The sequence below is a fragment of the Paenarthrobacter sp. 10L420 genome (assembly GCF_056395385.1).
The window spans coordinates 15697-41535 of the sequence record NZ_JBFTJK010000029.1 but is presented as its reverse complement, the minus strand read 5'-3'; the positions used below and the strand labels follow the sequence as shown (position 1 = coordinate 41535).

28 protein-coding genes and 1 riboswitch are annotated in these 25839 nt (G+C 62.8%); of the genes, 15 read left to right on the top strand and 13 right to left on the bottom strand.

Translation table 11 applies throughout. The features are described 5' to 3' along the window. Window positions 1-234: 234 nt before the first annotated feature. Window positions 235-1329 (bottom strand): pyridoxal-phosphate-dependent aminotransferase family protein, encoded by a 1095-nt coding sequence (locus tag AC1DD5_RS23970; RefSeq protein WP_477513893.1) that lies wholly within the window; start codon window positions 1327-1329, stop codon window positions 235-237. Between the two features lie 176 nt (window positions 1330-1505). Here AC1DD5_RS23970 and AC1DD5_RS23965 point away from each other — a divergent pair, with 176 nt between their 5' ends. The 6 genes from AC1DD5_RS23965 to purM all read left to right on the top strand — a co-directional run bounded on the left by AC1DD5_RS23965 (window position 1506) and on the right by purM (window position 6693). Further along, window positions 1506-2336, top strand: a complete 831-nt coding sequence (locus tag AC1DD5_RS23965) for a phosphatase PAP2 family protein (RefSeq protein ID WP_477513894.1) — start codon at window positions 1506-1508, stop codon at window positions 2334-2336. Window positions 2337-2490: 154 nt separating this feature from the next. After that, a complete protein-coding gene (uraD, locus tag AC1DD5_RS23960) occupies window positions 2491-3000 on the top strand; it encodes a 2-oxo-4-hydroxy-4-carboxy-5-ureidoimidazoline decarboxylase (RefSeq protein WP_477513895.1) in 510 nt (169 codons plus the stop codon). Beyond that, the gene (gene uraH / locus AC1DD5_RS23955; protein WP_431116739.1) at window positions 2997-3338 is read left to right on the top strand and encodes a hydroxyisourate hydrolase; all 342 of its coding nucleotides are present in this window, start codon (window positions 2997-2999) and stop codon (window positions 3336-3338) included. Before uraD ends, uraH begins: the two co-directional genes overlap by 4 nt. Before the next feature lie 90 nt (window positions 3339-3428). Continuing rightward, window positions 3429-3773, top strand: a complete 345-nt coding sequence (locus tag AC1DD5_RS23950; RefSeq protein WP_477513896.1) for a hypothetical protein — start codon at window positions 3429-3431, stop codon at window positions 3771-3773. A gap of 134 nt (window positions 3774-3907) precedes the next feature. Continuing rightward, the gene (gene purF, locus AC1DD5_RS23945; RefSeq protein WP_442016083.1) at window positions 3908-5539 is read left to right on the top strand and encodes an amidophosphoribosyltransferase; all 1632 of its coding nucleotides are present in this window, start codon (window positions 3908-3910) and stop codon (window positions 5537-5539) included. Continuing rightward, entirely contained in the window at window positions 5536-6693 is a 1158-nt protein-coding gene (purM, locus tag AC1DD5_RS23940) for a phosphoribosylformylglycinamidine cyclo-ligase (RefSeq protein ID WP_477513897.1), read from the top strand. Before purF ends, purM begins: the two co-directional genes overlap by 4 nt. 76 nt (window positions 6694-6769) lie before the next feature. On the opposite strand, the gene AC1DD5_RS23935 is transcribed toward purM, so the two are convergent. From AC1DD5_RS23935 to AC1DD5_RS23925, 3 genes are all read right to left on the bottom strand, one after another. Beyond that, on the bottom strand, window positions 6770-7540 hold the full coding sequence (locus tag AC1DD5_RS23935) for a VOC family protein (protein ID WP_477513898.1): 771 nt from the start codon (window positions 7538-7540) through the stop codon (window positions 6770-6772). Continuing rightward, entirely contained in the window at window positions 7537-8319 is a 783-nt protein-coding gene (locus tag AC1DD5_RS23930) for a VOC family protein (protein ID WP_477513899.1), read from the bottom strand. The genes AC1DD5_RS23935 and AC1DD5_RS23930 overlap by 4 nt, the downstream gene beginning before the upstream one ends. Window positions 8320-8621: 302 nt before the next feature. Next, window positions 8622-8846 carry a DUF3073 domain-containing protein gene (locus AC1DD5_RS23925; RefSeq protein WP_024818182.1) on the bottom strand — a complete coding sequence of 75 codons (225 nt, stop codon included), beginning with the start codon at window positions 8844-8846 and terminating at the stop codon, window positions 8622-8624. A 408-nt stretch (window positions 8847-9254) separates the two neighbouring features. Between AC1DD5_RS23925 and AC1DD5_RS23920 the strand changes: the two genes are divergently transcribed. Beyond that, entirely contained in the window at window positions 9255-10034 is a 780-nt protein-coding gene (locus AC1DD5_RS23920) for a septum formation family protein (RefSeq protein WP_477513900.1), read from the top strand. 9 nt (window positions 10035-10043) lie between these two features. Here the strand turns inward: AC1DD5_RS23920 and clpB are convergent, their stop codons facing one another. Next, a complete protein-coding gene (gene clpB / locus AC1DD5_RS23915; protein ID WP_442016078.1) occupies window positions 10044-12701 on the bottom strand; it encodes an ATP-dependent chaperone ClpB in 2658 nt (885 codons plus the stop codon). A gap of 203 nt (window positions 12702-12904) precedes the next feature. Between clpB and AC1DD5_RS23910 the strand changes: the two genes are divergently transcribed. Then, a complete protein-coding gene (locus AC1DD5_RS23910; RefSeq protein WP_442003282.1) occupies window positions 12905-13240 on the top strand; it encodes a YciI family protein in 336 nt (111 codons plus the stop codon). A 24-nt stretch (window positions 13241-13264) separates the two neighbouring features. Here AC1DD5_RS23910 and AC1DD5_RS23905 read toward each other — a convergent pair whose 3' ends face one another. The 4 genes from AC1DD5_RS23905 to AC1DD5_RS23890 are packed head-to-tail and all read right to left on the bottom strand — an operon-like array spanning window position 13265 to window position 16365. After that, complete coding sequence (locus AC1DD5_RS23905; RefSeq protein ID WP_477513901.1) at window positions 13265-14344, bottom strand: sulfate/molybdate ABC transporter ATP-binding protein; 1080 nt, start codon at window positions 14342-14344, stop codon at window positions 13265-13267. Next, a complete protein-coding gene (locus AC1DD5_RS23900; RefSeq protein WP_477513902.1) occupies window positions 14341-15162 on the bottom strand; it encodes an ABC transporter permease in 822 nt (273 codons plus the stop codon). Before AC1DD5_RS23900 ends, AC1DD5_RS23905 begins: the two co-directional genes overlap by 4 nt. Window positions 15163-15169: 7 nt before the next feature. Further along, complete coding sequence (modA, locus tag AC1DD5_RS23895) at window positions 15170-15958, bottom strand: molybdate ABC transporter substrate-binding protein (protein WP_477522939.1); 789 nt, start codon at window positions 15956-15958, stop codon at window positions 15170-15172. Continuing rightward, on the bottom strand, window positions 15955-16365 hold the full coding sequence (locus AC1DD5_RS23890; protein WP_416417530.1) for a TOBE domain-containing protein: 411 nt from the start codon (window positions 16363-16365) through the stop codon (window positions 15955-15957). The genes modA and AC1DD5_RS23890 overlap by 4 nt, the downstream gene beginning before the upstream one ends. A 302-nt stretch (window positions 16366-16667) precedes the next feature. Between AC1DD5_RS23890 and AC1DD5_RS23885 the strand changes: the two genes are divergently transcribed. Together AC1DD5_RS23885 and AC1DD5_RS23880 are read left to right on the top strand one after the other, a co-directional pair. Further along, window positions 16668-17537 carry a DUF4031 domain-containing protein gene (locus AC1DD5_RS23885; RefSeq protein WP_477513904.1) on the top strand — a complete coding sequence of 290 codons (870 nt, stop codon included), beginning with the start codon at window positions 16668-16670 and terminating at the stop codon, window positions 17535-17537. Then, window positions 17534-18298, top strand: a complete 765-nt coding sequence (locus AC1DD5_RS23880; protein ID WP_477513905.1) for a 2-phosphosulfolactate phosphatase — start codon at window positions 17534-17536, stop codon at window positions 18296-18298. Before AC1DD5_RS23885 ends, AC1DD5_RS23880 begins: the two co-directional genes overlap by 4 nt. Before the next feature lie 9 nt (window positions 18299-18307). Here the strand turns inward: AC1DD5_RS23880 and AC1DD5_RS23875 are convergent, their stop codons facing one another. From AC1DD5_RS23875 to AC1DD5_RS23865, 3 genes are all read right to left on the bottom strand, one after another. Continuing rightward, window positions 18308-18709, bottom strand: coding sequence for a YccF domain-containing protein (locus tag AC1DD5_RS23875; protein WP_477513906.1), 402 nt, complete (start codon window positions 18707-18709; stop codon window positions 18308-18310). A gap of 87 nt (window positions 18710-18796) precedes the next feature. Continuing rightward, window positions 18797-19246, bottom strand: a complete 450-nt coding sequence (locus AC1DD5_RS23870; protein ID WP_477513907.1) for an SRPBCC family protein — start codon at window positions 19244-19246, stop codon at window positions 18797-18799. Window positions 19247-19651: 405 nt separating this feature from the next. Beyond that, a complete protein-coding gene (locus tag AC1DD5_RS23865) occupies window positions 19652-20248 on the bottom strand; it encodes a phosphoribosylanthranilate isomerase (RefSeq protein ID WP_477514078.1) in 597 nt (198 codons plus the stop codon). Window positions 20249-20345: 97 nt separating this feature from the next. On the opposite strand from AC1DD5_RS23865, the gene AC1DD5_RS23860 reads away from it, so the two are divergent. From AC1DD5_RS23860 to AC1DD5_RS23840, 5 genes are all read left to right on the top strand, one after another. Further along, the gene (locus tag AC1DD5_RS23860; protein ID WP_477513908.1) at window positions 20346-20990 is read left to right on the top strand and encodes a HutD/Ves family protein; all 645 of its coding nucleotides are present in this window, start codon (window positions 20346-20348) and stop codon (window positions 20988-20990) included. Between the two features lie 57 nt (window positions 20991-21047). Further along, window positions 21048-21113: riboswitch (guanidine-III (ykkC-III) riboswitch) on the top strand. Between the two features lie 9 nt (window positions 21114-21122). Beyond that, complete coding sequence (locus AC1DD5_RS23855) at window positions 21123-21437, top strand: DMT family transporter (RefSeq protein ID WP_477513909.1); 315 nt, start codon at window positions 21123-21125, stop codon at window positions 21435-21437. A 2-nt stretch (window positions 21438-21439) separates the two neighbouring features. Next, complete coding sequence (locus AC1DD5_RS23850; RefSeq protein WP_477513910.1) at window positions 21440-21826, top strand: DMT family transporter; 387 nt, start codon at window positions 21440-21442, stop codon at window positions 21824-21826. Between the two features lie 203 nt (window positions 21827-22029). Beyond that, window positions 22030-23037, top strand: coding sequence for an aldo/keto reductase (locus AC1DD5_RS23845; protein WP_477513911.1), 1008 nt, complete (start codon window positions 22030-22032; stop codon window positions 23035-23037). 9 nt (window positions 23038-23046) lie between these two features. Next, on the top strand, window positions 23047-23697 hold the full coding sequence (locus tag AC1DD5_RS23840) for an MBL fold metallo-hydrolase (RefSeq protein WP_477513912.1): 651 nt from the start codon (window positions 23047-23049) through the stop codon (window positions 23695-23697). A 130-nt stretch (window positions 23698-23827) separates the two neighbouring features. On the opposite strand, the gene AC1DD5_RS23835 is transcribed toward AC1DD5_RS23840, so the two are convergent. Then, window positions 23828-25579, bottom strand: a complete 1752-nt coding sequence (locus AC1DD5_RS23835) for a DEAD/DEAH box helicase (protein ID WP_477513913.1) — start codon at window positions 25577-25579, stop codon at window positions 23828-23830. Window positions 25580-25839: the final 260 nt, after the last annotated feature.

Below are 25839 nucleotides of genomic sequence, written 5' to 3'. Positions count from 1 at the left end.
ACATCGAAGGCTGGTACAACCGCCGCCGTCCCAACCGCAGGGCCGGCGGCATCCCACCAGCCGCCGCCCACGAAAACCACCACAACCGCGCCCAGGAACCCCTGGCCGCCTAACACCAACGAAACTGTCTCAAAAACTTGACGAGCGCAGTCCAAACCGGTCACGATCTGAGAGAGCATCCGAAGTACTGACGTTCTCTCACATGATCGCCGATTTCCCGGAACGTTCTCTCACTTACGCCTTGTCGATGGCCTCTTTCAGTGCACCCAGCACCAAGGTCACGGACGCGCTGTTCGCGTTCGGTCCCATCATTCCGATGCGCCAGACCGTATCCGCGAACTCGCCCACGCCGGAACCGATCTCCATGCTGAAGTTCTCCAGAAGGTAAGCGCGGACGGCAGCCGAGTTGACGCCGTCGGGCACTTTCACCGTGGTGAGGCTTGGTAGTCGGGCGCCTTCAGCGGCGAACAGCTCGAGTCCCATCTCCTGCAGTCCGCTCTGCAAGGCAGCGCCGGCAGCGCGGTGCCGGGCTTGGACGACGTCGAGCCCCTCGGCGAGGATGCGGTCGAGCGCGGCTTCGAGACCGGCGATCATGGTGACCGGCGCCGTGTGGTGGTACGTACGGGCACCGCTGGCAGCCCCGACGTAGCCGCCGAGCAGGCCTATATCCAGGTACCACGAGCGCGGATCCTTGACGCGACGCTCAAACGCGCGGTCGGACACGGTGAACGGCGAAAGCCCCGGAGGCACGCCCAGGCACTTTTGAGTCCCGGCATATCCGACGTCGATCCCCCAGTCGTCTGCCAAAAGCTCTAGTCCGCCGATGGACGTCACGGCGTCGGTGATCAGCAAGGCATCGCCCTTGCCGGAGCCCAGAGCAGCGATGTCGGAGAGGACGCCAACCGACGTTTCAGCATGGACGGCCGCAATCACCTTCGGATGAGGGTGCGCCGAGAGCACACGATCTGCATCCACCGGCTGGCCCCACTCGTGGTCGACCCGGACAACAGTTGCCCCACAGCGCCGCGCGACCTCACACATTCGCGCCCCAAAAAGTCCGTTGACAGCGATCACTGCCACGTCGCCGTCGGACACGGTGTTCACGAAAGCGGCCTCCATGCCGCCAGAACCTGTGGCACTCAACGGGAGCGTGCGCGCATTCGAAGTACCCCAGACAGCCCGCAAACCCTCGCATGTACGGTCCAAGCGTTCAATGAATACCGGATCCAAATGCCCGAGCACCGGGTAGGCAAGCGCGGCCATGGCCTCGGGGTAGCAGTTGCTCGGACCGGGACCGAACAGGAACCTGGACGTCAGTATGTTTGGCATGTGCGAAACTCCTTCAGCTGGTTCTCGTCATTCTGCCCCAGCGTGAGGTTCGGGGCGAGCCTCACGCACGAGCCTCCAAGCCCAAACTGCTAAGGTTACTCACCAATACGGAGGCCGCCACAGCGAGGGCACAGCCGCCACGGTAAGGGGACAGCCGCCACAGTGAGGGGACAAGGGTGACGACTGAAGGAAAAGAGCAGCCAGAGAAGGGCATCCGCGGCGAGGTAACCCAGGACCGGTTCGTCGCAGGCCAGGACCTTACACGGTGGAAATCCCCGGTAGGCCGTGTCCTGGCGGGAGCCGCCCAGCGGATCACCGCATTTCTGGGCCCTTATGCCGCGCTGATCATCACGTTGGCGGTGGGACTTGTCATCGCCGTGTCCCTCGCAGTGGCTTTTGGCGAGGTCTACGAGTCAGTCACGGAAGCTGACGGGGTCGCGGGCCTTGACCATCCGGTCCTTGACGCCGCCAAGACCGTTCGCTCGCCTGCATTGGATCTCACTGTCACGGCTTACACAAATATTGGCGGCACGGTTGGCATGCCCATCATCGCGGTAGGGATCATGATCGTCTTGGCCACGAAGCGCCGCTCTTGGACTCCTGTCATCCTGATGCTGACAGCAGGCCTGGGCTCACTCCTCATGACCATTTTGGGCAAGCCGTTGTTTGGCCGCACCCGCCCGGACCTCGCCGACGCCATTCCGCCCTACGAGCACTCGGCATCGTTCCCCAGCGGCCACTCCCTGAATTCAATTGTGATTGCAGGAATCGTTGCCTACTTGATCATTCTTCGCCTCAAGACGGCCAGGGCCAGAATCATCACCGTCGTGGTTGCATCAGCGTTCGCCGCAACCATGGGGTTGAGCCGCGTCTACCTGGGGCACCACTGGCTCACTGATGTCCTGGCCGCGTGGATTCTCGGGATAGCCTGGCTTGCCTTGGTTATTACGGCCCACCGCCTCTACCTCACTGTCAGAACGCGGCGCTCGAACACGATACTCTCTTGACACCAGCCCAAGTGCTCGGCTTAACTATTTACGTATGCTGAAATAACAGTTCCATGATGCGGAAGCAATGAGAAGCAAGCTTCCTCCTGCTGAAAGGCAGGAGTTCCGCATAGCCCACACCATGGATGCCAGCATTTGCACGAGGATGACAAGCATGGAGCTTGCAGTATTCAACAGTGTTGACCGGGACGAGGCCATCAGGACTCTGACCCCTTGTCTGGACATCACCCGCTGGGTTGAGGGCGTCGCCGATGCCCGACCCTTCACGAGCGTCGACGAACTGCTGGGGCAGGCCCGCCAAGCCGCCGAGCCGTTCACGCCGGAAGAGGTGGAGTCCGCGCTCGCCCACCACCCCCGGATCGGCGAACGACCCAAGGCCCAGACCACCGAGGCGGCCATGTCCCGTTCGGAACAATCCGGAGTGGACCCCAGCGACGACGGCACAGCTGCCGCTCTCGCCGAGGGGAACCGCACCTACGAAGAGAAGTTCGGCAGGGTCTTCCTGATCCGCGCGGCAGGACGCAGCGCGCAGGAGATCCTGAGTTCCCTTCAGGAACGCCTCACCCACACCCCCGAAGAAGAAGACGCAATTGTGGCTGGCCAGCTGCGGGAGATCGCATTGCTGCGACTCTCAGGCGTGATCAGCGAAGGAGAAAATGCATGAGTGTTTCACAGGTAACCACGCACATCCTGGATACCGGTTCCGGTCGCCCGGCGGCGGGGGTCGCCGTCGTACTCTACGTCCGCGAAGGCGATAACTGGACTCTGATCGCAAAGGGCGAGACCGATGCCGACGGCCGTATCAAGGACCTCGGTCCGGAGCGGATTCCGGGCGGCGCTTACCGTCTGAACTTTGCCACAGGTGCCTACTACGAGGGCCTCGGCACGGAAACGTTCTTCCCGGAAGTGGATTTGAACTTCACGGTTTCGGACGCCGGCGAGCACTATCACGTGCCGCTGCTACTGAGCCCGTTCGCGTTTTCGACGTACCGCGGCAGCTGAAGTACTCGCCGAGGTGGCAGTTAATGTCAATGTTTGGCGAAGACATTGGCATTAACTGCCACCTCGGCGAGGAACGGTAGGCTTGAAGGCATGGCTTCTGAGGACACCAACGCCCAATCCGGAAATGGCACTGCCCGCCGCGAAATCACAGTTCGCCGGGCACCCAAGTTCGTTCCGTTCATGATTCTCGGTGCCATTGTGGGTGCAATCGCCGCCGCCTTCATCGCGTACGGCCGTCCCGCGGACCCGGCCTTCGACGCCAGCACCGTCTTCGGCTTCTTCCTGGTGGCCTGCGTTTCCGGAGGCGTCATCCTGTTCTCGATCCTCGCCCTGGTTCTGGACCGGATCAGCGTCAAGCGGTCCAAGCGTGCCGTAGTGGAGGCCGTCCCGGATTCGGTCCCGGACGAGGGTCCAGAGCACGACGGCGGCCGCTAAGTAAGGCAGCCGACTCGCCTCTTTCGGGGGTACTGCTGTGAGACACACCGCATTTTGGCCGAATCAGGCCTGTTCGTGGGGTCACAAAGCCGGAGCGGGAACTTACCACGGCCACAACATGAGACAATCGACCAGTGGCACGTGGCGACGGAAAACTTTCTCATGATCTTCTCCCCGGCGAAAAAGGCCCTCAGGACGCTTGTGGCGTCTTTGGGGTCTGGGCTCCCGGTGAAGAAGTAGCAAAACTCACCTATTACGGGCTGTATGCGCTGCAGCACCGCGGACAAGAGTCGGCTGGTATTGCTACCAGTGACGGCAAGCGCATCAACGTCTATAAAGACATGGGCCTTGTGTCCCAGGTCTTCGATGAGACGACCCTGAACACCCTCACTGGGCACCTGGCCGTTGGCCACTGCCGGTACTCCACCACTGGCGCAAGCCACTGGGCCAATGCGCAGCCCACCTTGGGCGCAACCGCGACCGGCACGGTTGCCTTGGCCCACAACGGCAACCTGACCAACACCGCTGAACTTCGGGAAATGATCCTTCAGCGCAACGATGGCCAGTTGACCGGTGAGATGAAGCAGGGCAACACCTCGGACACCGCCTTGGTAACCGCACTCCTTGAGGGCGAAGAGGGCAAAACCCTGGAGCAGACCGCGTTGGAGCTGCTGCCCAAGATCAAGGGTGGCTTCTGTTTCGTCTTCATGGATGAAGGGACGCTCTACGCCGCGCGCGACACCTACGGCATCCGGCCGCTGTGTTTGGGGCGCCTGGAGCGCGGCTGGGTTGTTGCTTCGGAGCAAGCCGGCCTGGCCACCGTTGGTGCGAGCTTCATTCGTGAGATCGAGCCCGGCGAGTTCATTGCCATCGATGAGGACGGCGTCCGCTCCCAGCGTTTCGCCGAGGCAACGCCTGCCGGCTGTGTCTTCGAATATGTTTACCTCGCGCGTCCGGATGCTGCCATTGCCGGCCGTTCCGTGTATGAAGCCCGTGTTGAAATGGGCCGCCAGTTGGCCCGCGAAAACACCCACGAGGCCGACATCGTCATCCCGGTTCCCGAGTCGGGAACCCCGGCCGCTGTTGGCTACGCGGAGCAGTCCGGCATCCCGTTCGCTCATGGCTTCGTCAAGAACGCCTACGTCGGCCGCACCTTCATCCAGCCATCGCAGACCCTGCGCCAGTTGGGTATCCGTCTCAAGCTCAACGCCTTGGAATCCGTCATCCGGGGCAAGCGCGTTGTTGTTGTGGATGACTCGATTGTCCGTGGCAACACGCAACGCGCCATCGTACGGATGCTCCGCGAAGCAGGCGCCGCTGCTGTCCACGTGAAGATCTCTTCTCCCCCGGTCCAGTGGCCTTGCTTCTACGGCATCGACTTCGCCTCCCGCGCAGAGCTGATTGCCAACGGCGCCACGATCGAGGAAATCTCCCAGGCAATCGGCGCCGACTCGCTGGCCTACATCTCCGAAGACGGCATGATCGGCGCTACCCAGCAGCCTCGCGAGCGCCTCTGCACGGCTTGCTTCACGGGCCAGTACCCGATTGAGCTGCCGCATGCCGACAAGCTGGGCAAGAACCTGCTGGAGCGCACGGATCTCGGCGGACTGGCTCCGGCTGAAGACACCTCCTCAGTGGACGACTCCGAGGATCCGGCCGAGAAGCCCGGCGCTACGGGCTGCGATCCGGGCCCCGATGCTGAATTCGAGAACCTGCTGACCGACGCTGATCGTTTGACCGACGCCGACAAGAAAGAGTCTGTATGACCTCCGCAACCCCCGCCGCTCGAAGCACCCCGAATTCAACAGGCATCACCTACGCCTCCGCGGGTGTCGACGTCGAAGCGGGAGACCGCGCAGTCGAGCTCATGAAGGACGCCGTGAAGGCGACCCACAACACCTCGGTGATTGGCGGCGTCGGCGGTTTCGCAGGCTTGTACGACGTCTCGAAGCTGCTGACCTACAAGAAGCCGCTGCTGGCCACGTCAACTGATGGCGTGGGGACCAAGGTTGCTATCGCGCAGGCCATGGACATCCACGACACCATCGGTTTCGACCTCGTCGGCATGGTTGTGGACGACATCGTGGTGGTCGGCGCTGAGCCCCTCTACATGACGGACTACATCGCCTGCGGCAAGGTTGTCCCGGAGCGCATTGCGGACATCGTCCGCGGTATCGCAGCGGCGTGCTCTGTTGCCGGCACCGCCCTGGTTGGCGGCGAAACCGCTGAGCACCCGGGCCTGCTGGGTGAGCACGAATACGACGTCGCCGGTGCCGCTACCGGTGTTGTCGAAGCTGACGCCTTGCTCGGTCCGGACCGCGTCCGCGCCGGAGACGTCGTGATCGGCATGGCCTCCTCGGGCCTGCACTCCAATGGCTACTCTTTGGTCCGCCGCGTCATCAACCACGCTGGCTGGGCCTTGGATCGCCAGGTTTCCGAGCTCGGCCGCACACTTGGCGAAGAGCTCCTGGAGCCCACGCGCGTCTACGCAGCCGACTGCCTGGACCTCGCCCGCACGTTCCCGGTCTCAGTCGGCCAGGCCGTCCACGGGTTCAGCCACGTCACCGGTGGTGGCCTGGCAGCCAACCTGGCGCGTGTCCTCCCGCAGGGCCTGGTTGCCACTGTTGACCGCAACACGTGGGAACTGCCGGCTATCTTCAAGCTTGTTTCCGAGCTTGGCAATGTGCCGCTCGCCGACCTTGAGCGCACGCTGAACCTCGGTGTCGGCATGGTGGCAATCGTGTCCCCGGAGGCCGCTGACGCAGCCGTGGCACGCCTCAACGAGCGCGGCCTGCCGTCCTGGATCATGGGTACGGTTACTGCAGATTCTGACTCGATCGACAAGACAGGCCCGGACTATGTCCAGGGTGCCAAGGGCGTCGACGGCGGTGCCGTACGTTTGGTGAACGCCTACGCATAGGCGCGCTTCCTCTTAGTGAAAGAGCGGCCGGGCAGTTGATCTCAACTGCCCGGCCGCTCTTTTTTGTTTTTGCTGTTCAGATCTGGATCAAACTGATAACGCCGCCCTGCGGATCCTGGATCGTAGCCAAAGATCCAGCTTCGGGCCGTTCTTCCGGCTCCACGAGCACCACTCCACCCGCGGCTACCGCTACCTCAGCGGCTTTTCGGAGGTCCGCCACTCCGAAATAGATCTGCCAACCGGCTTCTTCGCCCTGTTCGGCAGGGACAATCCCGGCCACCTCCTCGCCTTTGACCATCAGCGTGCTGTAGCTGCCGCCGTCGTCCTGGGGATATTCGGTGACTTCATGCCCGAAAAGCTGCTGGAAAAACGCTGTGGCTGCCTGCGGTTCTGGAGTCAGCAGCTCAGCCCAGGCCAAGGCGCCGGCCTGATTGAACAGATGGCTTCCAATATGGGTGCCCGCTTGCCAGATCCCCGTTGTCCCGCCGCCGGGCGCCTCGATGAACGCCAGGACGCCTGTATCGGCAACCTGCTCCGGGCCAAACTCGAGCTTGCCGCCAGCATGGACGGCGTCTTCCGCTATCTCCTCGGCGTCCGTTGCAGCGAGGTAGATGTTCCACTGTCCATGCTTGCCCGCAGCCTCCTGCATGGGGTTCTGCGGAGCGATGACCGCCACCAGGTCCTTGCCAACAAAGGCCTGAGCGTAGCTGCGAGCGTCAGGTGTGGGGAGGTCTTTGAATGTCCAGTCGAACAGCTTGCCGTAGAACTCCTTGGCTGCGGGTACGTCCGGGGTCTGCAGATCGGCCCAACAGGGTTCACCGCTTGAATAATGCGTCCGGGAAGTCATGCGGCAAGTCCTGTCATGATGCTGAATGCGGCGCCGGCAGGGTCCATGAGCACAGCCATTCGTCCGACACCGGGAACATCGAAAGCCGGAGCGATTACGTGCGCTCCAAGCTCAACGGCCCGCTCCACTCCAGTATCTACGTCCTCGACGCCGAAATACGTCATCCAGAACGGCGAGAGTCCTTCAATGGGCAGCTTGAGGGCACCGGCAATCCGCTTTCCTTCCACGAGCAGGCTGGTGTACTCCTGAAGATCTCCAGCGGGTGTGGTTTCGCTGCTGCACCCTGTGACGGCCTCGTAGAACTTCACGGCCTTGGGGACGTCGTCCGTCTGTAGTTCGTTCCATATCATGGTGCCAGGCTCGTTGACCAAACCGGATCCGGGATGCGTTCCAGCTTCCCAGAAGCCGATCTGTGCACCCGTGGGATCTATGGCGAATAACATCCGTCCGCTGCCATTCGGCACGTCGTCAGGCTCGAACAAGATCGACCCGCCTGCCGCCACAGCCCGTTCCGCTGCCTCATCCGCTGAGTCCACGGCGATGTAGTTGGCCCAGTAGGACGGCATTCCCTCCGGCGCATCCGGCATTTGCTGCATCATGCCGGCAACGTTCCGGCCGTGGAGTTTTGCCATGTAGTAAGTCATGCCGTTGCCGGCGTCCATGGGATCCAGCTCCCAGCCAAAGAGCTCACTGTAAAACCTCCGGGAAACCTCGACGTCGGTGGAGGACAGGTCCACCCAACATGGTGTCCCCTGCTTGTAACTCTCGACCGCCGGCATGCCGTTCCCTTTCCTAGCAACGCGGGGTCACTTGTGGCCCATGTTGAGGCCTGGAATGGGCCCTAACTGACCCCGCGTCGGAGTCCATGGGGACTACGCTATGGCGCTTCCACTGCTTGCGCCAGACGTGGGCCGCATTACCCAGTGGTACTGATGCGAAAAAAGGCCCGCAGGGTACGCCAATGAATGGCGTGCCCTGCGGGCCTCTTTCAGAGATATTCGGCATCCGAAGATGCGCGACGACCTTAATGTACGACGGCGGTACGCAAGTCAGTGCCAGAGGCACCGATTGTTTGCGACAGCTATCCGATACGGCGGGTGTCTACCTCGTCGTCATCGTCTTCCGCGTACTTGTCCTCATAAGCCGAGTAGTCCGGCTCCGGGGGATCTTCGGGGAAGTGGCTCTTTACACGACTCGATGGGCCCGTGAGCTCACGCTCAAGTGCCGAGTAGTCAGTGTTCGGGGAGTAGTACTTGATGTCCCGAGCCTGCTTGGTAGCTTTTGCCTTTTGACGGCCGCGCCCCATGGCGTGACCCCCTTTTGTACTTGGACCGGAGGTGGTCACCTTGGCTATCGGTGAGGCCCCGGAATGTTTGGTCAATTTGTCGTATGTCTAGATTACATGCTTTCGAGGGTGCCTGCGTGCCACCCCGGACCTGCATCGGGTACAACTACGGTCCAAACCGCTCCCCACCACCTCCAATACACCAAAAAATTGGGTAGAGTCTGCCTCAATGCGGCTCCAAAGCAGGAAGGCAGACTCCGGGATATGAGCGAGGACAACACCCCACCACGTGATGATTCACCGCGCGAAAAACGCGATAAAGGAGAGGCCGGGGTGCCACCTGCGCCCAGGGTACCGCCCACGCCGCCGCAGGCCCCAGGTGTGCAGCCACCGCAGGCCCCAGGTGTGCAGCCGCCGCAGGCCCCAGGTGTGCAGCCGAAGCAAGCCTCGGAAACACAACCCGAGGCTTCAGGCCTGCAGCCTGATCCTGCACCGGATCTTGATCCGGACTTCGTACCCAACCCCAGCGACCAGCCTGATCCTGCGCTGCCGGCATACTCCGGTCAGTCCCAGCACCCCGGCAAGCCGGAGCAGCCCGGCCAGCCAGACTACTCCGGCCAGCCAGACCACCCCGGCCAGCCCGGGGATCCCTCCCGGACAGGGGATCCCCTCCAGCAGCCCCAACCCGCCCCGCACGGGGACCCGGTAAAACGCCAGCGTTTTGTCATCGGCGCAATCGTGGTCGGTGTCCTGGTGCTCATCGGCGTCGTGATCTGGGTGCTGCTGAACCTGTTGGGTACACGGCCTCAGGCTGTTGTGGCTACCCCGAGCCCCACGGCAAGCCTTGGCCCATTACCGCGGGATACAGAAGCCAAGGATTTCCAGGTAGGCGATTGCTTTGCCGACTTCGACCCCAACGCATCCAAAGCCCGGGCCGTGCCCTGTGACACCGAGCATTCAGCCCAACTGGGCGCCGTCCACACATACCCAGCGGACGATTCCTTCCCCGGCACGAACGCGCTGAAGGACAAGGGCCGTGAAGTCTGCGGCAACGTAAAGCTTAATCACGAGGCGGCCGACAAGTACGTACTACTTCAGCAGAACGTCTACCCGAGCACCACCAGTTGGGATCGGGGCGACCGCCGCGTTGATTGCTTCATCGTTGTGGATTCGGGCAACACCATCAAGGAAGACCTCCTCAATAAGTAGCCCGCCGACCTACTTCTTACGAACCAGTAGCCCAGTGCCCACAGACGGGCCGCCGTCAGGACCTGTCAGCGACTCAAATCCCTCAATGGTGAGTTCATCGACGTCGGCCGCAGTATCCACCAAGACGGTGTCGCCATCGGTGATCGTTCCGGCAAGGATCTCCTTGGCCAGGCGGTCTCCGATTTCGCGCTGGACGAGACGTCGCAGAGGCCGCGCGCCGTACGCCGAGTCATAGCCGGACATGGCGAGCCAGGCGCGGGCTCCGTCGCTCACCTCGAGGGTCAAGCGGCGGTCCCGCAGACGCTTGGTGAGTTCGGCAACGTGAAGTTCCACGATCCGGGCCAGCTCCTCGACGGACAGGGGGTCGAACAGCACGATCTCGTCCAAACGGTTCAGGAACTCCGGCTTGAACGAGGCCTGTACCACGGCCATGACGGCATCACGCTTGGCTTTGGCATCGAGGGACGGGTCCACCAGGAACTGGCTTCCGGAGTTGGACGTCAGCACCAGGATCGTATTGCGGAAGTCCACCGTCCGCCCTTGACCATCTGTGAGACGGCCATCATCCAGAACCTGCAGGAGGATGTCAAACACCTCTGGGTGGGCCTTCTCTACCTCGTCGAGCAGCACAACGGAGTACGGGCGGCGACGCACGGCTTCCGTCAGCTGACCACCTTCCTCGTAGCCGACGTATCCCGGAGGGGCACCAACCAAGCGTGCGACAGAGTGTTTCTCTCCGTACTCGGACATGTCGATCCGGATCATGGCCCGTTCGTCGTCAAAGAGGAAGTCGGCCAAGGCCTTTGCGAGCTCGGTCTTGCCGACGCCGGTGGGGCCAAGGAACAGGAACGAGCCCGTGGGGCGGTTGGGGTCGCTGATGCCCGCCCGCGCGCGGCGGACGGCGTCCGAAACTGCCTGTACAGCCTTGGTTTGGCCGATCAGGCGCTTACCGAGTTCCTCTTCCATATGCAGCAGCTTTTGAGATTCACCCTGCAGCATGCGCCCAGCGGGAATGCCGGTCCACGCCGAGATAACCTCCGCAATGTCGTCTGCTGTCACATCCTCTGCGACCATGAGTTCGGGCTTTGCGTCGCCCCGGGCGGATTCCTCCTCGGCAGCCGCATTGAGCTCCCGTTCGAGGGCGGGCAGTTCGCCATAAAGTATCCGCGACGCCGACTCGAGGTCGCCTTCGCGCTGGTACTTTTCGGCGGCTGACCTCAGTTCGTCGATCTTGGCTTTGAGGTCACCAACCCGGTTGAGTCCGGCCTTCTCAGCTTCCCAACGGGCGTTGAGGGCCCTGAGTGCTTCCTTCTTGTCCGCCATGTCAGCGCGAAGGGCAGCCAACCGCTCAACGGATGCAGGATCAGTCTCGCCCTGCAGGGCCAGTTCTTCCATGGTGAGGCGATCGACGGAACGGCGGAGTTGATCGATCTCCTCCGGCGCTGAGTCAATCTCCATCCGAAGCCGTGATGCGGCCTCGTCCACGAGGTCGATCGCTTTGTCCGGGAGCTGACGGCCCGAGATGTACCGGTTGGACAGGGTTGCAGCTGCCACCAGGGCAGAGTCGGCGATGGCCACCTTGTGGTGGGCCTCGTACCGTTCCTTGAGGCCGCGCAGAATGCCGATGGTGTCCTCGACGCTCGGCTCGCCCACGTAAACCTGCTGGAAGCGGCGTTCCAAGGCAGGGTCCTTCTCGATGTTTTCGCGGTACTCGTCCAGGGTGGTGGCACCAATGAGCCGCAACTCGCCGCGGGCCAGCATCGGCTTGAGCATGTTGCCCGCATCCATCGCGCTGTCGCCCGTTGCGCCAGCTCCAACTACCGTGTGGATTTCATCGATGAATGTGACGATCTGGCCGTTGGAGTTCTTGATCTCCTCCAGAACCGCTTTGAGCCGCTCCTCGAATTCACCGCGGTATTTGGCGCCCGCAACCATGGAGGCCATGTCCAAGGCAATGAGGGTCTTGCCGCGGAGGCTCTCCGGGACGTCGCCGGCAACCATGCGTTGGGCGAGGCCCTCGACTACCGCGGTCTTACCTACGCCAGGCTCACCAATCAGTACCGGGTTGTTCTTGGTGCGCCGGCTCAGGACCTGAACCACGCGACGGATTTCGCTGTCACGCCCAATGACCGGGTCCAGCTTCCCTGAGCGGGCAATAGCAGTGAGGTCCGTGCCGAACTTCTCCAAGGCCTGGAACGTATTTTCGGGATCCGGCGAGTTGACCTTTCGATCGCCCCGGACACCCGGCAGCGCGGCAAGCAGTGCTTCGTGGGAGGCACCGGCGTCGCGCAATAACTTTCCAACCGTGTCACTGCCAGCCGAAAGCCCCAAGAGCAGGTGCTCAGTAGAGACAAAGGAATCGCCGAGTTTGTCGGCCTCATTCTGGGCAGCCTGGATGGCCTGCATGGACTGCCGGGAGAGCTGGGCTTGCTGGACCGAGCTGCCCGAAGAGGACGGCAGCGACTTGATGGCCGAACTGGCCTGAACGCTCACGGCATCAGGATCGGCACCCGTGGCGCGCAGGAGTGCAACAGCAACGCCCTCGCGCTGGTCCATGAGGGCCTTCAGCAGGTGTGCTGGCTCCAATTGCGGGTTGCCGGCAGTAGAGGCATTCATGGCGGCCGCAGAAAGGGCCTCCTGGCTTTTGGTGGTGAATTTGACGTCCAACGAAAGCTCCCTTTCTGGAGTAAGATCAATACTTTCAAAGTTGAGTCTACTACGCTCAACTTTGCTTTGTGGCCCATGTGTTCCATGTTTGCCCACGGCGAAACACCTGTCCAGACGAAACCATGGCTATGTGAATAACAGGGGTCTACGATCAGGCAGTGACCGGGCGGATTCACCGCCAAATGACATCGAAAGGACACGACATGACTAAGTACGTGGCGCTTTACACCGCTCCCCAGTCCGCCGAATCCGCAATGGAAGAAGCCTCCCCCGAGTCAGCAGCCGAAGGCATGAAAGTCTGGATGGACTGGGCCAACAAGGCCGGCGACGGGATCATCGATCTTGGCACGCCTCTGGGCGGAGGTAAGGAAGTGGCAAACTCAGGTGTCTCCGACACCAACACAGGCGTAGCGGGGTACACCATCCTCCAGGCCGAAAACATGGACGGCGCCCTTGCTCTCCTGGAGGGCCACCCGCACCTGATGATGCCCGGAGCCAGCATCCAGGTCTACGAGGCCCTGGACATTCCAGGCATGTAACTGCCCAACCAGTCGGGGCTGGCCTCACGCCGGATAGATCCAGACCAGCGCGGACTTCACGACGAACCGCACGTCCACGCCCGGTGCCAGGCCGAGATCGGCAGAGGCAGCAGGAGTGATATCTGCGGACAACGTGCCGCGCTCCCCCGCGCCCGGTCCGCCCGCCCTGACACGGATCTGGTCGCCGTGCGGCTCCAAGTCACTGACGGTGACAGGAAAGGAGTTGCGTGGGCTTCCGTGCACTTCGCCAAGAAAAACGGAAACGGCCGACGGCGGGAAGGCCGCCACGCCTGCCTGGCCGAGTGCAGGTGACCACTCCGGATCGTGGTGTCCGGCGAAAAGCCGGCCATCCGGCGTCGTGATTCCCTGCTCGGAGATGATTCCGCTGACGAGGTTCAGTCCTGCAAGCCCGGCCGCAAAGTGGCTCCGAGGGCGTTCGAGGACTTGGCGGGTTGGGCCTTCCTCGGAAATCCGCCCGTTCTCCACGACAATGACGCGATCGGCGAGCATGTAGGCGTCCAGGACGTCGTGCGTGACGATGATGGCGTTGCGTCCATCCAGGACCCGTTTGAGGACGCGGCGCAGCAGTGGTGCGGCATGGATATCCAGGGCCGACATCGGCTCATCGAGGAGCAATAACTCGGGCTCCGTGGCGAGCGCCCTCGCAACTGCCACACGCTGTGCCTGGCCACCGGATAGCTCTGCTGGTTTGCGGGATTCCAGATGAAGGGCGTCCACCTCAGTCAGCCAAAGCCGGGCGATTTCGCCGGCCGCGGCTTTGGATCTGCCCTTGCTGCGGGGCCCGAAGGCGACGTTGTCCAGCACGTTCAGGTGCGGAAACAGCAGTGCCTCCTGAGCGAGCAGCGCAGTGCCGCGCAGGTGCGGGGCGTTCCACTGGTGATTGCCGCCGTCGAGGTCAAAAAGCTGCCGGCCGCCAATCTGTGCACTCCCGGAATCTGGCCGCAGCAGGCCCGAAATCACCCCAAGAAGAGTTGATTTTCCGGCGCCGTTGGGACCGAGAATGGCTAGCGTTTCGCCATCGGAGAGTTTAAGCGACATGTCGAAGTTGCGGGACGGAAGGCTCGCTTCCAGTTCAAACGTCATGGCTGGACGTCCGCATGGGCGCTTGCACCAGTGTTGCTGGGGCGTCGACCGTAACTCAGGCCCACTACTGCCGCGGCGACCGCCACCAAAACCAGAGACAGTGCGACGGCGGCGTCAGCGTCAGTTTCGCGCTGAAGATAAATCTCCAGGGGCAGTGTGCGCGTGACGCCCTGCAAGCTGCCGGCGAAAGTCAAGGTAGCGCCAAACTCCCCGAGGCTGCGCGCGAAGGACAAAACGGCGCCCGACGCGAGCCCCGGCAGGACCAAGGGCAGTGTGACGCGGCGCAGGACGGTGGTTGGCCGCGCGCCCAGGGTCGCCGCCACGGCCTCATACTTGCTTCCCGCAGTCCGCAGGGCGCCTTCGAGGCTGACAACCAAGAACGGCAAGGCCACGAATGTTTGTGCAAGCACCACGGCGGTAGTGGAGAACGCGATCTGAATTCCGGCCATTTCGAGCGACTTCCCCAGCAAACCTTGCCGCCCGAAGGTGTAGAGCAGGGCGATACCTCCGACGACGGGCGGCAGCACGAGGGGCAACAGCACCAAGGAGCGCAGCAGCCTCTGCCCGGGAAACTCCCCGCGGGCCAGGACAAGGGCCAACGGCACACCAAGCACGATGCACAACAGGGTGCTTGCTGCTGACGTCCTCAGGCTCAGGCCCAACGCATCGAGCGACGATTCCGACGTGATGAGCGGAAGGAACTGGGACCAGTTCACGCGCACCAGCATCGCGAGCAGGGGAAGAATCACCAGCAGTCCGCCCACAACGGCGATTCCATAGATCCACCGTGGGATGCCGTGGTATCCAGTTCGATTCATTGCGTTCCTACGACGGGCCGAAGCCAGCGTCGCCCAGGACCTTCTGCCCCGCGCTGCCGGTGACCATGGCAATGAAGGCCCGGGCGAGGTCCTTGTTTTTGCTGGTGCCCACAGTGGCGATCGGATACGTATTGACGGCCTTGCCGGACTCCGGAAACGGTATGCCCTTCACCTTGCTCCCAGCACCCTTGATGTCCGTCACGTAAACCAGCCCGGCGTCGGCTTCCTGCGAGACGACCTTGCCCAGCACATCACTGACTGATGACTCTTCGCTGACCGGGCTCAAGGTGGTCCCGGAGGCCTTCTCTATCGTCTCCGCGGCCGCACCACAAGGAACCTGTTTGGCACAGACCACAACTTTGACGCCGGGCTTGGACAGGTCCGCGAAGGAAGAGATCGACGCCGGGTTGCTGGGCGGGACAGCGATCTCCAGTAAGTTCGTGGCAAAGTTTGTCGCGGTGCCGTCCACGAGTTTTGCGTCCGAGACCTTGGTCATGTTCTTGGTATCGGCTGAGGCAAACACATCAGCTGGTGCACCCTGGGTGATTTGCGTTGCCAAGTCTGAGGAACCGGCGAAGCTAAGGTTCACTTTGGTGCCGGGGTTTTTGGACTCGAAGTCCTGGGCAAGTTGAGTGAACGGTGCTTTGAGGGACGCTGCCGCGAAGACGGTGATGCTGCCGTTCAGCTGATTCCCGGTTGCCGCTGGGCCTGTGGCGTTTGAAGCACAGCTCGCCGTACCGGCCGCCACGGCCAAAGCGACTAGGAGCGCCATGGCTTTCGTGCGAGTGTTCCTCATACGACGCTCTTTCCCTGAGGCGTTTCGATGATGACAGTTGTTGCCTTCACCACCGCTGTAGCCACTGACCCAAGTTCCAGACCAAGCTCGCGCACGGCTTCACTGCTCATCAACGACACCACACGGAACGGCCCACATTGAAGCTCCACCTGTGCCATGACCTTGTCCGCGGTAATGCCCGTGACCAGGCCGACGAAGCGGTTCCGGGCCGAGCTTCCTGTACGGGCGGGATCGTCCGGAAGGTGGGACTGATCGCGGGCAACCTTGGCGAGCTCCAAGCCATCCACAGCGAGTCGGCCCGCGGCGTCCTTCCGGGCGGTAAGTGTTCCGTTCTCGGTCCACCGCCTCACAGTGTCGTCGCTGACACCAAGGAACCGGGCTGCTTCGGAGATCCGTATTTGCGGCATGAAAATATTCTAAGTCCGTATTTGCGGATTCTATTGTGTGATAGCTCCGCAAAACGGAATGTTACTGTCTAGTTCCAAGCGAGAGCGCCGCTGGTGCGCTGGGCGGCAAACGGTGCGGGCCGCCGTCGTACTCTATCCGGCGTGCAGTCATAGCCGTAACCTGTTGCCAAGGAACTCCTACGCTCCTTCCCAGTTGCTGTGACCACACGGGCAGTGAAGCCTGTGCTTCCGGGGCGGACGCTCGGCGGTAGCCGCTCCGACGACCGGTAACTGGGAAGGATCGTTTGGCTTACACTTTGCCAATGGCCGTATATGTCGATCCGCCCCTGTGGCCCGCCCACGGCACCGTGTTTTCACATCTGGTATCAGACAAGTCCTTGGACGAGCTTCACGCTTTCGCCGAGGCGGCCGGAGTCCCCGAAAGGGCGTTCGACGGCGACCACTACGACGTTCCTGAACGCCGCTACAACGACCTCGTAGCGGCTGGAGCCATTCCCGTGGAGGCAAGGGTCCTGGTCCGGAAACTCATCGCGAGCGGCCTTCGCATTCCAGCACGCGATCGCAGCAAAGCCCTCACCGTTCCGCTGATGGAGCGATGGAACAGCACCTACCCCGGGCACGAGGAACTCGGCTTGGAACTACTGGAACGGTGGGGCGAGGACGGCCGTAAGTACCACAGTCGGACCCATTTGCTGGCCGTTCTCGAAGCCCTGGACGTTTTGACGGAACCCGCCCTCCCTGCCCGCACAGTCACGCTGGCGGCCTGGTTCCACGACGCCGTCTATGAAGGTGTCGCGGGGCAGGACGAGGAAGAATCCGCGCGGCTTGCCGAGGACCGACTGACTGCTGCGCGTCTGGCCCCGGAAGACGTCGCCGAGGTGGCCCGATTGGTACGGCTCACCGCCGAACACAATCCCAAACCCGGCGACCATGCCGGAGCCCTCCTCTGCGATGCCGATCTCTCCGTACTCGGAGGCGACGAACAGTCCTACGCGCGCTACCTGGCCGCCGTCCGGGAAGACTATGCCCACATCAGTGACGTCGACTTCGCCAAGGGGCGTGCCGCCGTCGTGCGTCATCTGCTGTCACTGGACCCTCTCTTCCATGGTGAGCGGGCCAAGGCGCTCTGGCTTGACGCAGCCCGCCGCAACCTGACCGCCGAACTCGGATGAGCGAACCGGGAGCGCCCCAGCGTCAGTTGCCGTACTCGGTCCGGTTCGAATGGGGGCTCGACGGCGCCCGCGCCATAGTGCCTCGGGCGGACCTTGCTGTTGTGGTTGACGTCCTTTCGTTCACGACGTGCGTGAGCGTCGCCGTGGATCGTGGGACGGCCGTTTTTCCCTACCCGATGCGCGATGCTGCGGCGAGTGAGTTCGCCGCTCATCATCAGGCTGCGCTGGCCGGACCGCGTGGCGGTGAAGGGCTGAGTTTGTCGCCGGCAAGCCTTCGTCATGCGCCGCATCTTGAGCGTGTGGTCCTGCCGTCACCCAACGGCTCGACGCTGAGTCATGAGCTCGCCAACTCCGCACGACAAGTAGTGGCTGTGTGCTTACGCAACGCCGCGGCGACCGCCGACTGGGTCCATGCGACATTGCCTCCTGATGCGGTGATTGCTGTGATCGCAGCAGGTGAGAAGTGGACCAATGGCACGCTGCGGCCAGCATTGGAGGACGAGCTCGGAGCGGGAGCATTCATCGCCGGATTAGCAGGGTCGGGGCGCCGTAATTTCTCACCTGAAGCCGGATCTGCGGCCGCGGCCTTCGACGCCGCCGAGCCCAAGCTGGCCTCGGTGCTGCGCGGCTGCTCCAGCGGGCGGGAACTAATAGATGGGGGCTTCACTGAAGACGTGGCAATTGCCGCCGAGTTGGATGGCAGCTCGGTGGTTGCTTTGCTGACGGATGGGGCTTTTCAGGGCGTCCACCCCACCGATTAGACCGGCGAGCTAGCGATAGGTGCTGACGAACGGCTGGTTGGTCGGCACAATCTGCTTGCCGAGAGGCATCAGCGATACCGGGATCAGCTTCAGGTTCGCGATAGCCAGTGGGATACCGATGATGGTGATGGCCATTGCGAAAGCCGTAACCACGTGGCCGATCGCAATCCAGATACCAGCAACCAACAGCCAAATCACGTTGCCGAGAAGTGCGAAGACACCCGTCCCGCCGGGCTTCTCCACCACCATCCGGCCAAACGGCCACAAACAATAAGCGCCGATCCGGAACGAAGCGACGCCCCAAGGAATGGTCACAATGAGCACGCAGCAGATAATGCCTGCTGCGAAATAGCCCAATGCCAACCAGAAACCACCAAAGACCAGCCAAATGATGTTGAGCAGCGTTTTCATAGTCTCAATTCTCCCTTGCCGGACAGACATTAAGCCTCAGGGTCTGCCCTGAATCGGCCCTGAGTTTGACGACGGTGTTGGAGGAGCTCAGTCCAGCAGCGCGTCCAGCTTGTCGAACGAGGTGCCCCAGCCATCCCGTGTCATTTCCACCCATTCTTCCGATGCGAAGGGGCCCTGGGTGAGATGCATCCGGGTGCGTCCGTTGAGGTCTTCGAATTCGAGGTGCATTTCCTCGTACTCATGATCCGCATCCGGAGCAGCCTTTGCCCTTGCTACGAGGAGCGCGGGTGCATCCAGCTCCGTGATGACAGCTTCGATGGGTGCTTCCTGCTCCCCGTCGTCGTCCGTCCACGCCATGACCACCTGCCAGATTCCGCCCACGCGCGGCTCCACGATGATCTTGTCGCGGGGCGCATCCACTTCCACGGGCCCGAACCACTTGGTGAGCTGATCGGGGTCCATCCAGGCGTCGAAGATCCGCTCACGCGGGGCGTCGAACTCGCGGATCATGGTCAGGGTGTGCTGTTCCGTGCTCATTGCTTGGGCTCCTGATTTCGTGTGGTCCGTTAGCTTGGTTCCGTTTTTGGTTCCGTTTTTGGTTCCGTTTTTGGTTCCGTGCGTAAGTCCAGTGGCGTGTTCCAGTGAATCGTGTCGTCGTGAGCGAGTCTAGGGTGTGCCACTCCTAAGTCGGATGCTCTCTCACATCATCGCCCGAATTGCCCGATGTTCTGTCACATCATGAACCGATCGGGAGTGCCCGCCGGCAGGACGTGAGACAGGAACGCGCCAAACACGGCAGGACGTGAGAGAACGTCGGGCCAAAAACGGCAGGACGTGAGACAGGAACGCCCAAAAAACGGCAGGACGTGAGAGAAGAACGCCCAAAAAGCCGCAGGACCTGAGAGAAGAACGCCCAAAAAAGCGGCAGGATGTGAGAGAACGTCAGGCCTTTGCGGCTTCCACGAAGGCACGGATCTTCGCCAGGTCCTTCACTCCCCGGGACGATTCCACACCTGAGGAAACGTCCACGCCCCAGGCACCCGCCGCAGCGGCGGCAAAGGCGACGTTGCCGGGTTCGAGACCGCCCGCGAGCAACCACTCCCGGTCGCCCAGTCCCTTGGCCAGCACGGACGCGTAGTCCCAAGACTCCCCCGAGCCTGGCACGGCTGCATCGATCAAGAGCAGATCCTCGCCAAGATCGCTGAACTCGTCCGGGGTGGCACCCATGGTGACGGCCCGAATGAGCCGCATTCCGGCGTCGTGCACTGTTTTGACGTCCTCGGCAGTCCGGGTACCGTGCAGTTGAACCCACGTGAGTCCGGCGGCGCGGGCAACAGAAACGGCGTCGGAGGCGGGCTCGTGCCGGAACACGGCCACGGCACCAACACCTGCGGGCACCAGCGGCAGTAGCACATGTACCTGGTCAGGACTGACCTCACGTGGGCTGGACGTCAGCACGAAGCCGACGGCGTCCGCCCCGGCGTCCACGGCGGACCGCACGGATTCGGGCGTGCTCAAGCCGCACACTTTGACGAACATTCCTGTGCCTCCAGCCATATTCCCAACGTTTTCCACATATGACGTTAGCAAGCCGCAATGCCAACGCAGAAGCTGTGTCCACCACTAGGCTGGTCGGATGGAGATTATCCGCTTTGCCGACATCCACCCCGAACCGTGGCGCAACGGAGGCGGGGTGACGCGCGAACTCGCCAGCCACCCGAAGGTCGCCTCGGCCCAGGACGGTGCATGGGATTGGCGCGTCAGCATCGCCGATGTCTCCAAGGCTGGGGACTTCTCCAACTTTCCGGGAATGGAACGGGTCATCACCATCATTGACGGTGAATTGCTGCTGCTGACCGTCGATGGCGAGGAGCACCCGCTGGAGAAGTATCGTCCGTTCCGTTTCTCCGGCGAGGCAGCATCGTCCGCCACACTTCCCACCGGGGACATCCGCGATCTCAATGTCATCGCTCGCGCCAGCGCGTTCAAGGGGTACACGTCCATCGTCGAGATCTCCAAGAAACGCGCGCACCCCGTCTTCGAGGGCCAGCTGGCCGTCCTCCTGGAAGGCAAGGCGACGGTCACGCCTGGCACCTCTGTGGAGGGCGCAGATCCGGAGGAAGAGTCCGACGGCGCCAGCCCGGCTGCCAGCTTGGCCGAACCGGTTGAGTTGAACCGGTACGACGCCATAGTGGGCTCGGATACGCGGAGCCCCGAGATCTCGGGCCGAGGTTTTGTTGCCGTGATCTCCATCGACAAAGTGGACCCCGCAAACGCCTGAGCTGGTGACTTTGGCCACCAGAAGTGGCCACCCTCTGCAGGAGTTGCTAGCCTGAAATCAAGGTTCCGCTCTGGAACCTCCGGACGACGGTTCAGTACCCGGCACGCGACAAGACTGGCCAAAGGATCTGTCATGTCGTGGTTAATTCTCATTCTCTCCGGCGCGCTCGAGGCCGTTTGGGCTGCAGCCCTGCACCGCTCAAAGGGCTTCCGCAAGCCCGTCCCCACAGTCGTCTTCCTGGTGAGCGTCATCGCCAGCACCGGCGGCCTCGCGATCGCCATGCAATCCATTCCTACTGGTACGGCGTACGCGGTGTGGGTTGGTGTCGGCGTCGTCCTGACGTCGGCATACGCCATGGTCACCAAGGTGGAACGCGCGACGACGGCCCGGCTGCTCCTGCTCGCAGGAATCGGCGCGTGCGTGGTTGGCCTGAAGGTGGTGGCGTAGCCGTGGCTGCAACAACCACCAATACCCAGAAGTCTGCGAAGAACGGCGTCTTCTGGCTGGTTCTCCTCGCCTCCGCCGTCCTCGAAGCCGTGTGGGCCACCGCGCTGGGTCTCTCCAACGGTTTCAGCCAACTGTTACCCACAGTGGTTTTCGCGGTGACGGCAGCATTGAGCATGCTCGGACTCGGGATCGCCGTAAAGCGGATCCCCTTGGGCACCGCCTACGCAGTATGGGTTGGAATCGGAGCGGCACTGACTGTTGGGTGGGCGATGGTTACAGGGGTAGAGCCTGCCAGCCCGCTGAAGCTTCTCTTCATCGCCGGAATCGTTGGTTGTGCTGCCGGTTTGAAGGCGTTGTCTGCTGAGAAACCCGCGGCCAAGGCCGAGTAGCCACGCTCCTTCCCAGTTGCCTCCACTCGCACCTGCCCCAGTCCCGGCAAATCCCCGGATACCCGGGGGCTGCGCAGCTTTGGAATTCGTCAGGGCCCGAGCAACTGGGAAGGACCGCAGCCTCGCGCAGGAATACCCATCGCGTCCATGGAGTTCACGCCAACAAAGGGCACTTCGAATACCAACACTCATGGGAGAAGTTCATGACTACAGTTCAACTCGGCGATGGCCTTTCTGTTAGCCCCCTCGGCTTTGGCGGCATGGCCCTGACGCCGGTGTATGGGGGAATCGACCCCGAGGAAGCCCTGCAGACACTTAGGCATGCGGTGGATGCGGGAATCACCTTCATCGACACCGCGGATGTTTACGGCTCCGGAAGCAACGAGGAGTTGGTGGGCAAGCTCCTGAAAGACCGGCGCGACGAGGTCCAGTTGGCAACAAAATTCGGGATAGAGGGCAACGCCGCGAACGGGTACACGGGAGTTCGCGGCGATGCGCTCTACGTCAGGCAGGCGGCAGAAGCTAGCCTCCGCCGCCTGGACACTGACGTGATTGACCTCTACTACCTGCACCGCCGGGACCTCCGCGTTCCGATAGTGGAAACCGTGGAGGCCATGGCGGAGCTGGTCCGTGAGGGCAAGGTTCGGCACCTTGGACTGTCTGAGGTGACAGCCGAGGAGCTCCGGCAGGCCAACGCCGTCCATCCCATTGCCGCGGTCCAGAGTGAATGGTCAATCTGGAGCAGGGATGTTGAGCAAAACGTTGTTCCCGCAGCGAAGGAACTCGGTGTTGGCTTTGTGCCTTATTCGCCGCTCGGCCGCGGGTTCCTCACGGGAACCATTAGCGCGAGCGACTTGGGCGAAAACGACTTCCGCCACAAGATTCCCCGCTTTGGTGGCGAGGCCCTCGATGCAAACCAGGCCGTAGTGGCCGCGGTTCGGGAGGTAGCCGATGACCTGGGTGCAACTCCAGCCCAGGTAGCACTGGCTTGGCTGTTCGCCCAAGGCAAGCGCCTTGGACTGCCGGTGGTCCCCATCCCCGGCACGCGCAAAACGCACCGCATCGATGAGAACCTTGGCGCTCTGTCCCTGCAACTGGGAACAGCGCAACTTGAGGTGCTCGACCAAGCCGCGGACGCCGTCGTGGGTTCACGTTCTGCCGACCCCAACTGGGTGTCGCAAGGCCGCGAAGCCAACACGACCACTGCATAGACTGAGCCGATGGATTCGCTTATTCACTCATCGCGGGATGTCACCATCCGGAGCATCTCGGTCAGCGAGATGAACAACAATGTGTATCTGCTCACCTCGAAGTCGACAGGCGTGCAGCTGTTGATCGACGCCGCCGACGACCTTCCAGCCATTCAGCAACTCCTGAAGGACAGCGAAACGGATACTTCCGAGGTGCCGAAGCTCGTCCGAATCGCCACCACGCACCAGCATTGGGACCACATCCGTGCCTTGGGTGAGCTGGTCTCAGCTACGGGCGCCAGCACTTCTGCAGGAGCGGACGACGCCGATGCGCTGCCCGTTCCGGTAGATGTCCGGCTTGGTCACGGCGACGTCGAGCGGTTCGGCGACTTCGAGATCACGGCAATCCACCTGCGTGGACACACCCCTGGCTCGATCGCTTTCGTTTACCAGGATCCGGATGGGCCTGCCCACATTTTCAGTGGGGACTCGTTGTTTCCCGGAGGCGTCGGCAACACACAGGGCGATCCTTCACGTTTCACTTCACTGTTGAACGACGTGAAAGAGCGGCTGTTCGACGCCTACCCGGACGAGACCGTGGTGCACCCGGGCCATGGATTGCCCACGACCCTCGGAGCCGAGCGGCCACACCTTGAGGAGTGGCGCGCCCGCGGCTGGTGAGGCATGCGTTGCGGGGCCCTGCTCTGCGCTCTATTCCTTGGGGACAGTGCGCAGAGCGGGCCTTCCAACCCGGGCCCACGCCGGCAGGGTTCCCTGGCCGAGCTTGCGAGGCGAGGGTGCCGGTGGGGTATTAGCGGCCGCGACGCTCGTTCGATGCGGGAGCCGATGCACGGCGCGGGCCGCTGCGTGCCGGACGACCGGCGCCGGAGCCCCCGCGACCGGAGTTGCCGGAAGCACTGGAGCCCGAACCGTAGGATCCGCCGGATGCAGCGCCCGTTGCGGAAGACCAAACAGCCTTGTTTCCGCCAGTGCGGGTGCTCGTGGTGGACGCGGTGCGCGGAGCCGAAGCAGAGCGCTGGCCACCGGTAGCGGCACGCTGGCCCGAAGCCGGACGGCCACTGCGGGCGCCCTGGCCCTGCGAGCCGGGAACGTCGTTGCGGTGCGTGGCACCAGCCTTGCCGCGGCCGCGTGAGCTGCGGGCGACGTCGTCGTTCATTGCTGCGCGACGGTCAGCGCGGTTGATGTCGGTGCGAACCGGCTCAGCTGCCACCTTGCCGCGTCCGCCGCGACCGCCACGGCCACCCGTGGTGGGTGCAGCCTGGCCGCCGGTACGGCGTGCGCGCTTTCGCTGGGCGTTGGCGCCAGTTGACGTGCCGCCACCCTGCGGGGCTTTCGCCGCGAGGAGGGCCGCACGGGTGCGGGGATCAACCTTGTCTGCGATGTCGCCCACGAGCTCGGCGACCAGCGGCGAGTTGGCAGTGACGCGCTCGAACGATACGTCGACGCCGGCAGCCTTCATGAGCTTCTTGACGTCGCTCTGCTGCTCCGGGAGCGTCAGGGTGACAACAGTGCCATCGGAACCGGCGCGGGCCGTGCGGCCTGAGCGGTGCAGGTACGCCTTGTGCTCTGTGGGCGGGTCAACGTGGATGACGAGTTCGACGTCGTCAACGTGCACGCCGCGGGCTGCGACGTCGGTGGCTACCAGGACGCGTACGTCACCGTTGGAGAACTCGGCCAAGTTGCGGTCGCGGGCGTTCTGCGACAGGTTGCCGTGAAGGTCGACGGCGGGGATGCCGGCGTCCGTCAGGGTCTTGGCAAGCTTGCGGGCGTGGTGCTTGGTCCGCATGAAGAGGACGCGGCGGCCGGCGCCGGAGGCCAGTTCGACGATGAGCTGCTTCTTCACGGTCTGATCGTTGACTACCAGGACGTGGTGTTCCATGGTGGTGACGGCAGCCTGCGGGTCATCCACGGAGTGCGTGAGCGGGTTGGACAGGTAACGGTTGACCAGCTTGTCAACACCGTTGTCCAACGTCGCCGAGAAGAGCAGGCGCTGACCCTGGGTGGGGGTCATGTCCATGAGCTTCTTGACCACCGGGAGGAAGCCGAGGTCAGCCATGTGGTCTGCCTCGTCCAGCACGGTGACCTCAACGGCTTCGAGGGTCAGGATGCGCTGGCGGATCAGGTCTTCGAGGCGGCCCGGGCAGGCGATGACGATGTCGACGCCGGCGCGCAGCGCCTTTTCCTGGCGTGCCTGGGAGATGCCGCCGTAGATCACCGTGGTGTTCAGGCCCATGGCCTTGGCCAATGGCTCGATTGTGGCGTTGATCTGGGTTGCGAGTTCACGCGTCGGAGCAAGGACGAGGCCCATGGGGCGGCCCGGCTTGCGGAAGTGCTTGGCTTCACGCTCGGCCAAGCGGGCCACAAGCGGGATGGCGAAAGCGATGGTCTTGCCGGAGCCGGTGCGGCCCCGACCCAGGACGTCGCGGCCTGCGAGCGTATCCGGGAGGGTCTTCACCTGGATGGGGAATGCCTCTTCGATGCCGTCTGCGGCGAGGGAATCAGCAATAGCCTTGGGCGTGCCAAGGGCAGCAAAAGTAGTCATGTACTTATGTCTTTCGGGCGGTGTCCAGTTGCGGACATCGGCCCCCGACGCCGGTTGGGCCAGGGGTTCGCCGAGGAAAAGTCAGGTGGTCTACCGGTTCGCTGCTGGAGCGTTGGCCGGGACCAAATGGAAGCGTTCATCGACGCAGGATGTGCCTCTCACATGAAAAATGCCCCGTCACGTAGCCTGTTGGGCCACCTGCTTCAGGGCGTCACCGCACATCAAGTGCTCCCAGTCTAGCAGTGTTCGGCCTCGAGCCC

Coding starts and splice junctions, on each gene's coding strand:
- AC1DD5_RS23970 (WP_477513893.1), bottom strand. CDS start 1,329: ATGCCAAACATACTGACGTCCAGGTTCCTGTTCGGTCCCGGTCCGAGC.
- uraD (WP_477513895.1), top strand. CDS start 2,491: ATGGAGCTTGCAGTATTCAACAGTGTTGACCGGGACGAGGCCATCAGG.
- uraH (WP_431116739.1), top strand. CDS start 2,997: ATGAGTGTTTCACAGGTAACCACGCACATCCTGGATACCGGTTCCGGT.
- AC1DD5_RS23950 (WP_477513896.1), top strand. CDS start 3,429: ATGGCTTCTGAGGACACCAACGCCCAATCCGGAAATGGCACTGCCCGC.
- purM (WP_477513897.1), top strand. CDS start 5,536: ATGACCTCCGCAACCCCCGCCGCTCGAAGCACCCCGAATTCAACAGGC.
- AC1DD5_RS23935 (WP_477513898.1), bottom strand. CDS start 7,540: ATGACTTCCCGGACGCATTATTCAAGCGGTGAACCCTGTTGGGCCGAT.
- AC1DD5_RS23930 (WP_477513899.1), bottom strand. CDS start 8,319: ATGCCGGCGGTCGAGAGTTACAAGCAGGGGACACCATGTTGGGTGGAC.
- AC1DD5_RS23925 (WP_024818182.1), bottom strand. CDS start 8,846: ATGGGGCGCGGCCGTCAAAAGGCAAAAGCTACCAAGCAGGCTCGGGAC.
- AC1DD5_RS23910 (WP_442003282.1), top strand. CDS start 12,905: ATGACTAAGTACGTGGCGCTTTACACCGCTCCCCAGTCCGCCGAATCC.
- AC1DD5_RS23905 (WP_477513901.1), bottom strand. CDS start 14,344: ATGACGTTTGAACTGGAAGCGAGCCTTCCGTCCCGCAACTTCGACATG.
- AC1DD5_RS23900 (WP_477513902.1), bottom strand. CDS start 15,162: ATGAATCGAACTGGATACCACGGCATCCCACGGTGGATCTATGGAATC.
- modA (WP_477522939.1), bottom strand. CDS start 15,958: ATGAGGAACACTCGCACGAAAGCCATGGCGCTCCTAGTCGCTTTGGCC.
- AC1DD5_RS23890 (WP_416417530.1), bottom strand. CDS start 16,365: ATGCCGCAAATACGGATCTCCGAAGCAGCCCGGTTCCTTGGTGTCAGC.
- AC1DD5_RS23885 (WP_477513904.1), top strand. CDS start 16,668: ATGGCCGTATATGTCGATCCGCCCCTGTGGCCCGCCCACGGCACCGTG.
- AC1DD5_RS23880 (WP_477513905.1), top strand. CDS start 17,534: ATGAGCGAACCGGGAGCGCCCCAGCGTCAGTTGCCGTACTCGGTCCGG.
- AC1DD5_RS23875 (WP_477513906.1), bottom strand. CDS start 18,709: ATGAAAACGCTGCTCAACATCATTTGGCTGGTCTTTGGTGGTTTCTGG.
- AC1DD5_RS23870 (WP_477513907.1), bottom strand. CDS start 19,246: ATGAGCACGGAACAGCACACCCTGACCATGATCCGCGAGTTCGACGCC.
- AC1DD5_RS23865 (WP_477514078.1), bottom strand. CDS start 20,248: ATGTTCGTCAAAGTGTGCGGCTTGAGCACGCCCGAATCCGTGCGGTCC.
- AC1DD5_RS23860 (WP_477513908.1), top strand. CDS start 20,346: ATGGAGATTATCCGCTTTGCCGACATCCACCCCGAACCGTGGCGCAAC.
- AC1DD5_RS23855 (WP_477513909.1), top strand. CDS start 21,123: ATGTCGTGGTTAATTCTCATTCTCTCCGGCGCGCTCGAGGCCGTTTGG.
- AC1DD5_RS23845 (WP_477513911.1), top strand. CDS start 22,030: ATGACTACAGTTCAACTCGGCGATGGCCTTTCTGTTAGCCCCCTCGGC.
- AC1DD5_RS23840 (WP_477513912.1), top strand. CDS start 23,047: ATGGATTCGCTTATTCACTCATCGCGGGATGTCACCATCCGGAGCATC.
- AC1DD5_RS23835 (WP_477513913.1), bottom strand. CDS start 25,579: ATGACTACTTTTGCTGCCCTTGGCACGCCCAAGGCTATTGCTGATTCC.